11 protein-coding genes are annotated in these 12217 nt (G+C 53.1%); 7 read left to right on the top strand and 4 right to left on the bottom strand.

Annotation, left to right across the window (positions count from 1 at the left end):
- Window positions 1–229: 229 nt before the first annotated feature.
- From carA to kefC, 4 genes are all read left to right on the top strand, one after another.
- The gene (gene carA, locus J1785_RS22295; protein WP_129953239.1) at window positions 230–1381 is read left to right on the top strand and encodes a glutamine-hydrolyzing carbamoyl-phosphate synthase small subunit; all 1152 of its coding nucleotides are present in this window, start codon (window positions 230–232) and stop codon (window positions 1379–1381) included.
- Window positions 1382–1397: 16 nt separating this feature from the next.
- Window positions 1398–4622 (top strand): carbamoyl-phosphate synthase large subunit, encoded by a 3225-nt coding sequence (gene carB, locus J1785_RS22290; RefSeq protein WP_129953238.1) that lies wholly within the window; start codon window positions 1398–1400, stop codon window positions 4620–4622.
- A gap of 246 nt (window positions 4623–4868) precedes the next feature.
- Complete coding sequence (gene kefF / locus J1785_RS22285) at window positions 4869–5423, top strand: glutathione-regulated potassium-efflux system oxidoreductase KefF (protein ID WP_129953237.1); 555 nt, start codon at window positions 4869–4871, stop codon at window positions 5421–5423.
- Complete coding sequence (gene kefC / locus J1785_RS22280; RefSeq protein WP_217157345.1) at window positions 5416–7269, top strand: glutathione-regulated potassium-efflux system protein KefC; 1854 nt, start codon at window positions 5416–5418, stop codon at window positions 7267–7269. Before kefF ends, kefC begins: the two co-directional genes overlap by 8 nt.
- A gap of 57 nt (window positions 7270–7326) precedes the next feature.
- Here kefC and J1785_RS22275 read toward each other — a convergent pair whose 3' ends face one another.
- Entirely contained in the window at window positions 7327–7941 is a 615-nt protein-coding gene (locus J1785_RS22275) for a LysE family transporter (RefSeq protein ID WP_217220796.1), read from the bottom strand.
- 105 nt (window positions 7942–8046) lie between these two features.
- On the opposite strand from J1785_RS22275, the gene J1785_RS22270 reads away from it, so the two are divergent.
- The 3 genes from J1785_RS22270 to folA all read left to right on the top strand — a co-directional run bounded on the left by J1785_RS22270 (window position 8047) and on the right by folA (window position 10071).
- Complete coding sequence (locus tag J1785_RS22270) at window positions 8047–8856, top strand: threonine/serine exporter family protein (protein ID WP_129953234.1); 810 nt, start codon at window positions 8047–8049, stop codon at window positions 8854–8856.
- Complete coding sequence (locus J1785_RS22265; RefSeq protein WP_165383731.1) at window positions 8853–9317, top strand: threonine/serine exporter; 465 nt, start codon at window positions 8853–8855, stop codon at window positions 9315–9317. Before J1785_RS22270 ends, J1785_RS22265 begins: the two co-directional genes overlap by 4 nt.
- 268 nt (window positions 9318–9585) lie before the next feature.
- Window positions 9586–10071, top strand: a complete 486-nt coding sequence (folA, locus tag J1785_RS22260; protein WP_129953232.1) for a type 3 dihydrofolate reductase — start codon at window positions 9586–9588, stop codon at window positions 10069–10071.
- A gap of 72 nt (window positions 10072–10143) precedes the next feature.
- Here folA and apaH read toward each other — a convergent pair whose 3' ends face one another.
- From apaH to rsmA, 3 genes are read right to left on the bottom strand one after another with little or no spacing between them, the layout of a single operon-like run.
- Window positions 10144–10998 (bottom strand): bis(5'-nucleosyl)-tetraphosphatase (symmetrical) ApaH, encoded by an 855-nt coding sequence (gene apaH / locus J1785_RS22255; protein ID WP_129953231.1) that lies wholly within the window; start codon window positions 10996–10998, stop codon window positions 10144–10146.
- A gap of 5 nt (window positions 10999–11003) precedes the next feature.
- Window positions 11004–11381, bottom strand: coding sequence for a Co2+/Mg2+ efflux protein ApaG (apaG, locus tag J1785_RS22250; protein WP_129953230.1), 378 nt, complete (start codon window positions 11379–11381; stop codon window positions 11004–11006).
- 4 nt (window positions 11382–11385) lie between these two features.
- Complete coding sequence (gene rsmA / locus J1785_RS22245) at window positions 11386–12213, bottom strand: 16S rRNA (adenine(1518)-N(6)/adenine(1519)-N(6))-dimethyltransferase RsmA (RefSeq protein WP_129953229.1); 828 nt, start codon at window positions 12211–12213, stop codon at window positions 11386–11388.
- Window positions 12214–12217: the final 4 nt, after the last annotated feature.

The raw sequence follows: 12217 nt of genomic DNA, 5'->3' as shown, positions 1-12217 counted from the left end.
TTACTATAGTTACTTAGACTGTATTTTTATGGCAGTGAAAGCCTGTTTTCATTGAGTTGTGCGAAAAACAGAGAAATGTTGGCGCTTTTGGTAGACAAACCCGGCTGCCATCATTAGAATGCGCGCAATTTGCCAAAAATTGGCTTCGGGAGCGATTTTTGCATTGATTTAGATCGGGTTATCTGAATTAATATGCAGATATTGTGATTTATTATTCTTGGAGGATGCTTTGATAAAGTCAGCGCTATTGGTTCTGGAAGACGGAACCCAATTCCACGGTCGGGCCATCGGGGCAGAAGGGTCGGCAGTGGGGGAAGTGGTCTTCAATACGTCGATGACCGGTTATCAAGAAATCCTCACTGATCCTTCCTATTCCCGCCAGATTGTCACTCTCACTTATCCCCATATCGGTAATGTCGGCACCAATGCCGCTGATGAAGAATCCTCCGCAGTACACGCTCAAGGTCTGGTTATTCGCGATTTACCCCTGATTGCCAGCAACTACCGCAGTGAAGAAAATCTTTCTGATTACCTCAAGCGCAACAACATCGTTGCCATCGCCGATATTGATACCCGCAAGCTTACCCGTCTGTTGCGTGAAAAAGGCGCACAGAACGGCTGTATTATCGCGGGCGATTCACCGGATGCAGAACTGGCGCTGCAAAAAGCTAAAGCCTTCCCCGGCCTGAAAGGCATGGATCTGGCGAAAGAAGTGACGACCAGCGAATCATACAGCTGGCAACAAGGCAGCTGGACGCTGGAAGACGAACTGCCTGCAGCAAAGGAAGCCGAAGATCTGCCATTCCACGTGGTGGCTTACGATTACGGTGCGAAACGCAATATCCTGCGCATGCTGGTCGATCGCGGTTGCCGCCTGACAGTGGTTCCGGCGCAGACTCCGGCGGCTGACGTGCTGAAGCTGAATCCGGACGGTATCTTCCTGTCCAATGGTCCGGGCGATCCGGAGCCTTGCGACTACGCTATCGCGGCCATCAAAACCTTCCTGGAAACCGACATTCCTGTCTTCGGTATCTGCCTCGGCCATCAGTTACTGGCTCTCGCCAGCGGTGCGAAGACCGTGAAAATGAAACTTGGTCACCACGGCGGTAACCACCCGGTAAAAGATCTCGATAAAGATATCGTGATGATTACCGCACAGAACCACGGCTTTGCAGTTGATGAATCTGACCTGCCAGCCAACCTGCGCGTGACGCACAAATCATTGTTTGACCATACGGTGCAGGGTATACACCGTACCGATAAAGCGGCTTTCAGCTTCCAGGGGCATCCGGAAGCGAGCCCGGGCCCGCACGATGCGGCACCGCTGTTTGACCACTTTATTGAACTGATTGAAGCTTTCCGCACAAACAACGCCAGATAACAGGAGCGAATAAAAAATGCCAAAACGTACAGACATAAAAAGCATCCTGATTCTGGGCGCCGGTCCGATTGTTATCGGCCAGGCTTGTGAATTTGACTACTCCGGCGCGCAGGCGTGTAAAGCGCTGCGTGAAGAGGGTTACCGCGTTATTCTGGTGAACTCCAACCCTGCGACCATCATGACCGACCCTGAAATGGCCGATGCGACTTACATCGAGCCAATTCACTGGGAAGTGGTGCGCAAGATTATTGAAAAAGAACGTCCCGATGCCGTGCTGCCGACCATGGGCGGTCAGACCGCACTGAACTGTGCACTGGAACTGGAACGTCAGGGCGTGCTGGAAGAATTCGGCGTGACCATGATTGGCGCGACCGCAGACGCCATTGACAAGGCCGAAGACCGTCGCCGTTTCGACGTGGCAATGAAAAAAATCGGTCTCGATACCGCACGTTCTGGCATTGCACACACTATGGAAGAAGCGCTGGCGGTTGCCGCTGACGTTGGCTTTCCGTGCATTATCCGTCCTTCCTTTACCATGGGCGGTACCGGTGGCGGTATTGCATACAACCGTGAAGAATTCGAAGAGATTTGTGAACGCGGTCTGGATCTCTCCCCGACCAAAGAGCTGCTGATTGATGAGTCGCTGATTGGCTGGAAAGAGTACGAGATGGAAGTGGTGCGTGATAAAAACGACAACTGCATCATCGTCTGTTCCATTGAAAACTTCGATGCAATGGGTATCCACACCGGTGACTCCATCACCGTAGCGCCGGCGCAGACCCTGACCGACAAAGAATACCAAATCATGCGTAACGCCTCGATGGCGGTGCTGCGTGAAATCGGCGTCGAAACCGGCGGTTCCAACGTTCAGTTCTCGGTGAATCCAAAAAATGGCCGTCTGATTGTTATCGAAATGAACCCGCGCGTATCCCGTTCTTCAGCACTGGCTTCCAAAGCGACCGGCTTCCCGATTGCCAAAGTGGCGGCGAAACTGGCGGTAGGTTATACCCTCGATGAGCTGATGAACGATATCACCGGCGGCAAAACGCCCGCATCGTTCGAACCTTCTATCGACTACGTTGTGACTAAAATTCCTCGCTTCAACTTCGAGAAATTCGCCGGTGCTAATGACCGTCTGACCACACAGATGAAATCTGTTGGTGAAGTGATGGCAATTGGCCGTACGCAGCAGGAGTCTCTGCAAAAAGCGTTACGCGGTCTGGAAGTGGGTGCGAGCGGTTTCGACCCGAAAGTCAGCCTGGATGACCCGGAAGCACTGACCAAAATCCGTCGCGAACTGAAAGAAGCCGGTGCCGAGCGTATCTGGTACATCGCGGATGCCTTCCGTGCCGGGATGTCCGTTGACGGTATCTTCAATCTGACCAACGTGGACCGCTGGTTCCTGGTACAAATTGAAGAACTGGTGAAACTGGAAAATGAAGTGGCCGAAGGTGGCTTCAATATTCTGACCCAGGACTATCTGCGTATGCTCAAACGCAAAGGCTTTGCGGACCTGCGTCTGGCGAAGCTGGTCGGCGTGTCAGAAAGTGAAGTGCGCAAACTGCGTCACAAATACAACCTGCATCCGGTTTACAAACGTGTGGATACCTGTGCGGCGGAATTCTCAACCGATACCGCGTACATGTATTCAACGTATGAAGAAGAGTGCGAGTCTAACCCGACCAATGACAAACCGAAAATTATGGTACTGGGCGGTGGTCCTAACCGCATTGGGCAGGGGATTGAATTCGACTATTGCTGCGTACACGCCTCACTGGCGCTGCGCGAAGACGGTTACGAAACCATTATGGTTAACTGTAACCCGGAAACGGTATCTACCGATTATGACACCTCGGATCGTCTGTACTTCGAATCCGTGACCCTTGAAGATGTGCTGGAAATCGTGCGTATCGAACAGCCGAAAGGCGTGATTGTGCAGTACGGTGGTCAGACCCCGCTGAAACTGGCGCGTGAACTGGAAGCCGCTGGTGTGCCAATTATCGGCACCAGCCCGGATGCGATTGACCGCGCTGAAGACCGCGAACGTTTCCAGCAGGCGGTTAACCGTCTGGGACTGAAACAGCCAGCCAATGCCACAGTGGCGACTATCGAGCAGGCTGTTGAGAAAGCCGCCGGTATCGGCTATCCGCTGGTGGTGCGTCCGTCCTATGTGCTGGGCGGACGTGCAATGGAAATCGTCTATGACGAAATCGACCTGCGCCGTTATTTCCAGAACGCTGTCAGCGTGTCGAACGATGCGCCGGTGCTGCTGGACCGCTTCCTTGACGATGCCGTAGAAGTTGATGTTGACGCGATCTGCGACGGAGAGCGCGTGCTGATTGGTGGCATCATGGAGCACATCGAACAGGCGGGCGTACACTCCGGTGACTCTGCGTGTTCACTGCCATGCTACACACTGAGCCAGGAAATTCAGGATGTGATGCGCCGGCAGGTTGAGAAACTGGCTTTTGAACTGAGCGTACGTGGCCTGATGAACGTCCAGTTCGCGGTGAAGAATAACGAAGTCTACCTGATTGAAGTGAACCCGCGTGCTGCGCGTACGGTTCCGTTTGTCTCCAAAGCCACTGGTGTGGCGCTGGCGAAAGTTGCCGCGCGCGTAATGGCAGGGCAGACGCTGGCAGAGCAGGGTATTACTGAAGAAGTGATCCCGCCTTACTACTCTGTCAAAGAAGTGGTGTTGCCGTTCAATAAATTCCCAGGTGTTGACCCGATTCTGGGGCCGGAAATGCGTTCTACCGGTGAAGTCATGGGCGTTGGCCGTACTTTTGCCGAAGCCTTTGCCAAAGCGCAGCTGGGCAGCAATTCCGGTATGAAGAAAGCCGGTCGCGCACTGTTGTCGGTTCGTGAAGGCGACAAAGGCCGTGTGGTGGATCTGGCCGCTAAACTGCTGAAACGTGGTTTTGAGCTGGATGCAACACACGGTACGGCGGTGGTATTGGGCGAAGCCGGGATTAACCCGCGTCTGGTTAATAAGGTGCATGAAGGTCGTCCGCATATTCAGGACCGTATCAAGAACGGCGAATATGTGTATATCGTCAACACCACAGCAGGACGGCAGGCGATTGAAGACTCCAAGCTTATCCGGCGCAGTGCGCTGCAATACAAAGTGCATTATGACACGACGCTGAACGGCGGTTTCGCGACAGCGATGGCATTGTCTTCTGACCCGACTGAACAGGTGATTTCAGTGCAGGAAATGCACGCGAAAATCAAAGGTTAATGGCATCATTGTTTTATAAAGGCGTGGCGAAAGCTGCGCCTTTTTCTTTTATACCCGTCATACTTTAATTCGCAGATGCGTTAGTTACATCCGGTCCCCCGAATCACTTATCTGAATAAGCTCATCGGATCCCATCACTTGCTGCCTTCCTGCGAATCGAATTAATTGGGTATAACGGTTGGAGTTTTATCCGGAAAGCCCAAAATTGCGTATGCTGAAGTAAAGCTAATAAGACAAGAGACCTGCATGATTTTAATAATTTACGCCCATCCTTATCCGCGCCATTCCCGGGCCAACCAGGGGTTGCTCTCAGCAGTCAGCGATTTACCTGATGTCGAAGTGCGTTCGCTCTACGACCTCTATCCTGATTTCAATATCGATATCACTGCTGAACAGAAAGCCGTTGAACGCGCGGATCTGGTGGTTTTCCAGCATCCGATCCAGTGGTACAGCCTGCCGCCATTGATGAAACTGTGGATAGACAAAGTGCTCGAACACGGCTGGGCGTATGGTCATGAAGGCAATGCACTGAACGGTAAACATTGTCTGTGGGCCGTGACAACGGGCGGTAATGAGCATCATTTTGAACTGGGTGATCATCCTGATTTTGACGTGCTGGCGCAGCCGTTGCAGGCGACGGCCATTTATTGCGGCATGCACTGGCTGCCGTATTTTGCCGTGCACAACACGTTCATTTGCGATGAAGTGGCGCTCAAAGCTGCGGGCGAAGAATATCGTCGCCGTTTAACCGCCTGTCTGAGTCTGAAGGAAGGCTGCCCGCCGGAGGTGAGTCTTGGATAACCATAACCTGATGATCGAAGGGCTCATTTATCTGGGCTCGGCGGCGCTGTTTGTGCCCATCGCAGTGCGTCTTGGACTGGGGTCGGTGCTGGGCTACCTGATTGCGGGCTGTATTATTGGCCCATGGGGGCTGAAACTGGTGTCGGATGCGGAGTCAATTCTGACCTTCGCAGAAATTGGTGTGGTGCTGATGCTGTTTGTCATCGGCCTGGAGCTGGACCCTAAACGGTTATGGACGATGCGGGCTTCGGTTTTTGGCGGCGGCAGCATTCAGATGGTGGGTTGCGGTGCGGTGCTCAGCGTATTTTGTTATTTCCTCGGGCTGGACTGGAAAATTGCACTGCTGATCGGCCTGACGCTGGCACTTTCCTCCACGGCAATTGCCATGCAGGCGATGAGTGAACGCAGTCTGACGCCTTCTCCGCTTGGCCGCAGCGCCTTTGCGGTATTGCTGTTTCAGGATATCGCCGCGATCCCGCTGGTGGCGATGATCCCGTTACTGGCGAGTACCGGTGAAGCTACAACGCTGATGAGCTTTGGCCTGTCGGCGGCCAAAGTGGCCGGTGCGCTGGTACTTGTGGTGTTGCTCGGACGCTACGTGACCCGGCCATTGCTGCACTTTGTCGCACGCTCAGGCATGCGTGAAGTGTTCAGTGCCGTTGCGCTGTTTTTGGTCTTCGGCTTCGGCATTTTGCTGGAAATGGCCGGTATGTCGATGGCAATGGGCGCATTTCTGGCAGGTGTATTGCTGGCAAGTTCTGAATACCGCCACGCACTGGAAAGCGATATTCAGCCGTTCAAGGGCCTGCTCCTCGGGCTGTTCTTTATCGGCGTCGGCATGTCCATCGATTTTGGCACGCTGGTCCATCAGCCGCTGCTGATCGCCACATTGCTGGTGGGTTTTATGGCACTGAAAGCCGCTTTACTTTGGCTGATCGCGCCCTGGTTGGGCGTGCCGAAAAAGCAGCGTGGGCTGTTTGCCATCTTAATCGGGCAAGGCAGTGAGTTTGCATTCGTGATTTTCAGCACCGCACAAATGGCCGGTGTGTTACCGGTGGAGTGGTCGAAATCCCTGACGCTGGCGGTGGCACTTTCCATGGCGGTAACGCCGTTACTGCTGGTGCTGTCGGCCCGTCTTGAGCGTAATGCGCCGAAAGATGATCGCCCTCATGACACTATTGATGACGAAAATGCGCAGGTGATTATTGCCGGTTTCGGGCGCTTTGGTCAGATTGCCGGTCGTTTGTTGCTGGCTAATAACGTTCACACGGTGGTATTAGATCACGATCCGGATCACATTGAAACGCTGCGTAAATTTGGCACCAAAGTATTTTACGGCGATGCCACGCGCGTTGATTTGCTCGAATCTGCCGGTGCCGCCCAGGCCAAAGTGCTTATTAACGCCATCGATGATGTGGAAGCCAATCTTCAGCTGACGGCGCTGGCGAAAGAGCATTTCCCTAATCTGAAAGTGATTGCCCGCGCCCGCGATGTCGATCACTGGTACCAGTTGCGTCAGTTGGGTGTTGAAGCGCCGGAACGCGAACTGTTTGAAGGCTCACTGCGCGTTGGCCGCGATGTTCTGGAAGTGCTGGGGCTGGATGCGTATGAAGCCCGTGAAAAAGCCGATCTGTTCCGCCGTTATAATCTGAAAATGCTGGAAGCTACCCTCGGAAATTACGAAGATACCGAATTCCGTATCGCCAGTATGCAGCGTGCGAAAGACATGCTGACAGCCGCCATCGAGCAGGATCAGGTTCGTCTGGCTTCCGGTCAGCAACAGGGCTGGCGTGGCAGTATTGACGGCAAAGCGCCTGAGAAAGAGGTGATTGAAGCGAAAGGTTAAGCCGCCTGTTAAAACACAAAACCGGTGCCTGACGCACCGGTTTTTTCCTTTCCGGACTCAGCTCAGTGCGACTTTAATGCCTAAACCGATCAGCACACCGCCCAGCAGTTTATCGATAAGTTTCTGAGCTTTCGCCAGACCACGACGTACCGGCGGGCTCTGGATAAGCAAAGCCAGCGACGGCCACCAGATAGCCGACAAACCGACGATAATCGAGGCGTACCACAGCTTTTCCCCGAAGGTGGAATTGATCTGCAAGACCTGCGTGAACATCGCCAGGAAGAATAATGTTGCCTTAGGATTTAGCAGGTTACACAGATAACCCTGCATGAACGCTACGCGCAATTTCACCTGCTGCGTCTCAATCCCGTCGAGGTTCATTTTGCTGTTGCTGCGTGAAAATAACGCCTGAATACCGACCCAGATCAGATATGCCGCACCGATGTATTTCAGCAAATTGAATAACCACGGCGTGGTGGTAATCACCACTGCCAGACCGGCCACACAGTAAGACATGTGTGTAATCACGCCGCAAATTACGCCCAGTGACGTCGTGAGTGCCGCGATGCGCGGATAGCGGGCCGCATTTTTGATGACCAGAAAGAAATCAGGACCGGGAGAAAGCATGCCGAGGAAGGCAATACTGGCAACAAAAAGGGTGGTTTCAAGCATGAAAATAACCGTCGTCAATGTTCGGAGCAAAAGAAGGCGGCATGATACGCCAATCCTCAGTAAGTTAAATCACTCTTATTGCTTTTTTTGCGGGCGGTGAATGGTATGCAGGATCCGGTCATAGAATACCCGGTGCGCGAAAGCCCCGGAGCGCATCATCAACGTGAAATTACCCGGTTGTGCATCGAATGTGCCCTGATGCTGTTGCAGCACGGCGCCGAAAGTATGCTGGTTGAACAGCTATCGGCGAGGCTTGGCGTCGCGCTGGGAATGGACAGGGTGGAAAGTTCGATCTCCGCCAATGCGATTGTGCTCAGCACGCTAAGCGGCGGTTACTGTCTGACCTCGACGCGAAAAAATGTCGACCGCGGGATCAACATGCAGGTTGTGACCGAAGTCCAGCATACGGTGATCCTGGCTGAGCATAAGCTGCTCGACAGTACGCTGGTGGCAAAACGTCTGCATAGAATCAAACCGCTGCGCTATCCGCGCTGGCTGATGGTATTGATGGTGGCGCTCTCCTGCGGGTGCTTCAGCAAACTTAATGGTGGCGGCTGGGATGCGTTCACGGTCACTTTTTTCGCCAGTGGCATCGCCATGGCCGTACGCCAGAGCCTCACTGCGCGGCATATGAATCCGCTGATCAACTTTTGCTGTACGGCATTTGTGGCGACTTCGGTTTCAGGATTGCTGTTGCGGCTGGACGTCTTCCATCAGTCATCAAACGTCGCGATGGCTGCCAGTGTGTTACTGCTGGTACCGGGTTTTCCATTGATTAATGCCGTGGCGGACATGTTCAAAGGCCATGTGAATACCGGTCTGGCGCGCTGGGCGATGGCCAGCCTGCTGACTCTGGCGACTTGCATCGGCGTGGTCATGGCAATGGCATTGTGGGATCTGCGGGGGTGGTCATGAGTCTTTTATGGGCACTGATCCAGGATATGCTTTTTGCCGCCGTGCCTGCACTGGGCTTTGCGATGGTGTTTAATGTACCCCCGCGGGCATTGCGGTATTGCGCGCTGCTCGGTGCGCTTGGCCACGGTACGCGGATGATGCTTATTCATGGCGGGATGAACATCGAGTGGGCCTCCCTGCTGGCGGCTATACTGATTGGTATTCTGGGCATTCGCTGGTCACGCTGGTTACTGGCACATCCTAAAGTTTTCACCGTTGCCGCCGTTATCCCGATGTTCCCCGGTATTTCTGCCTACACGGCGATGATCTCTGTGGTGGAAATTTCGCATCTGGGCTACAGCGAAGCGTTAGTGTCGTCGGCACTTACCCATTTTCTGAAAGCCAGCTTTATCGTGGGGGCATTATCTATCGGATTATCATTACCGGGATTATGGCTGTACCGTAAACGCCCCGGTGTGTAAGCACTGTTGTACAACGGGGATAGGCAATACAACAAGCCAACGTATGGCTCAGCATTTTCGACTGGATTACAGCAAAATTTTCCGGTTTTTGAACCTGCTTTACCGCCGGAACTGGTACTTCTGTCGGAGAATATCCCGGCAGGGTAAGAGCTCTCTTATATCTTTGTAAAGCGCCCGTCTCCCTATCGACGGCTGATGGGGCTTTCCGTATAGTGGCAGCTCTTTTTTGGGGTCACGCACAAATTCTTTTTCTACACAGGGCATCACAATGATTATTAGCCTGATCGCCGCACTGGCGACCGATCGCGTTATTGGCATGGAAAACGCTATGCCTTGGCATTTACCTGGTGATCTGGCCTGGTTTAAGCGTAATACGCTCAATAAACCCGTCATCATGGGACGCAAGACGTTTGAGTCAATCGGACGCCCGTTACCAGGCCGGCTGAATATTGTCATCAGCTCTAAACCGGGTGAGCATGAAGGCGTGACCTGGGTGACGTCTGTTGAGGCTGCACTGGCTGCTGCCGGTGACGTGGAAGAAGTGATGGTAATGGGCGGTGGCCGTGTCTATGAGCAGTTGCTGCCGAAGGCCAACCGTTTATATCTGACTCACATCGATGCCGAAGTGGAAGGGGATACGCATTTCCCTGATTATGAGCCGGATGACTGGGAAAGCACATTCAGCGAATTCCACGATGCGGATGAGCAGAATTCTCACGGTTATTGTTTCGAAATTCTTGATCGCCGCGCCTGATGCTATGGCAGCGTGAAATAAAAAGGCACCTTTCTCAGGTGCCTTTTTGCTGTCTGTATACCCGCTGTTTGCTTACACAGCCTTTGGGATCTCAGAGTGCTGTTTTTCGCTCTGGCGGTTTGAAGGCTGAGTGAAATAAGTTTTGTCTTCCCAGCGCAACATCGTCAGGTCACCACCCCAGCAGCAACCGGTATCCAGCGCATAAATGCCCTCCGGCGCGCCTTTCCCTTCCAGGGATGCCCAGTGTCCGAATGCGATACTGTATCCTGCTTCCTGTAAAGGACCCGGAATATCAAACCAGGGTTTCAGCGGCTTCGGCGCGTTTTCCGGGGTATCTTTGCAGATCATATCCAGCTGTCCGTTCGGGAAGCAGTAACGCATGCGGGTGAAAGCGTTGGTGCTGAAACGCAAACGTGCCAGACCGGTCAGGTCAGGATGCCAGTTGTTCGGCATATCACCATACATCGCATCAAGAAACAGCGGATAGGTATCGCTGCTCAATACGGCTTCCACTTCACGGGCGCACATTTTGGCGGTGTCGAGATCCCATTGCGGCGTGATCCCCGCGTGAGCCATGACCAGTTTCAGATCTTCATCAACCTGCATGACCGGCTGGCGGCGTAACCAGTTGAGCAGTTCGTCAGCGTCTTCGGCTTCAAGCAGAGGAGTGATGCGGTCTTTCGGTTTGTTGAAACTGATCCCGGCATAAACCGCCAGCAGATGCAGATCATGGTTACCGAGCACCATCCGGACACAATCCCCCAGGCCGCTGACAAAACGCAGCACTTCGAGCGAGGACGGACCGCGGGCGACCAAATCACCCGTCAGCCAAAGGACATCTTTTTGCGGATTAAAATCCACCTGCGCTAACAGCGCCTTGAGTTCATCGATGCAGCCGTGAACATCACCAATAAGATATGTCGACATGAGGATTAATTTATCAGCGTAGGGATGGCGAGCCGGAAGACCGGAACAGGCACACGGAAGGTTTCACCGTCTTGTGTGACCATTTCATAATGGCCTTCCATCGTGCCCAGCGGCGTTTCTAAAATGGCACCGCTGGTGTAGTGAAATTCATTGCCGGGCAGGATCAGCGGTTGTTCACCGATAACCCCTTCGCCCTGGACTTCAGTCTGACGGCCGTTACTGTTAGTGATCAACCAGTAACGGCGGAGCAGTTGCACACTAAAACGCCCCAGATTGCGGATGGTAATGGTGTAAGCGAAGACAAAACGTTCTTCTTCGGGTATCGACTGTGACTCAACGTAGATACTTTGCACCTGAACACAAACGCGGGGCGAATTAAGCATAGCGCTACTCCTGAAGTTCCGGGGTTTTAGGTCGTGTTGATAACCAGTTAGCCAGTTTACAAAATTGTTCTACTGAAATATTTTCAGCACGCATGCTGAGATCTAAGCCCAGTTCGGTCATTTGCTCAGGAGTGAACAGATGGCCGAGGCTGTTGCGCACAGTTTTACGACGCTGGTTAAAAGCATCGGTGGTCAGACGGCTCAGAATACGAATATCCGGTACCGGGTACGGGATCACTTCATGTGGCACTAAACGTACCACCGCCGATTCGACTTTAGGCGCCGGTGTAAAGGATTCCGGCGGTACTTCCAGAACCGGGATCACATTACAGTAATATTGTGCCATGACCGTTAAGCGACCATACGCCTTGCTGTTCGGCCCTGCAACCAGACGGTTAACCACTTCCTTTTGCAACATAAAGTGCATGTCTTTAATGGCATTCGTATAGGTGAAGAGGTGGAACATCAGCGGTGTGGAAATATTGTACGGCAAGTTGCCAAACACGCGCAGCGGTTGACCGAGTTCTTCCGACAACTCGCCAAAATTGATTTTCATCGCATCAGACTGGATAACCCGTAATTTGCCCTGAAATTTCGGATTGGTTTCCAGCCGCGCAGCCAGATCGCGGTCAAGTTCGATAACCGTCATGCTGTCCAGGCGTGAAGCAACAGGCTCAGTTAATGCCGCCAGACCCGGACCGATTTCAACGACAGCCTCGCCCGGCATAGGGTGAATGGCCGACACGATGCTATCGATAACAAATTGATCGGTTAAGAAGTTTTGCCCAAAACGTTTACGGGCAAAGTGACCTTGGTGGACTCTACTATTCATTGTT

Source organism: Rahnella perminowiae, assembly GCF_019049755.1.
Classification (GTDB): domain Bacteria; phylum Pseudomonadota; class Gammaproteobacteria; order Enterobacterales; family Enterobacteriaceae; genus Rahnella; species Rahnella perminowiae.
Note: the sequence above shows the minus strand (reverse complement) of the source record. Positions and strands in the feature narration are given on the sequence as shown.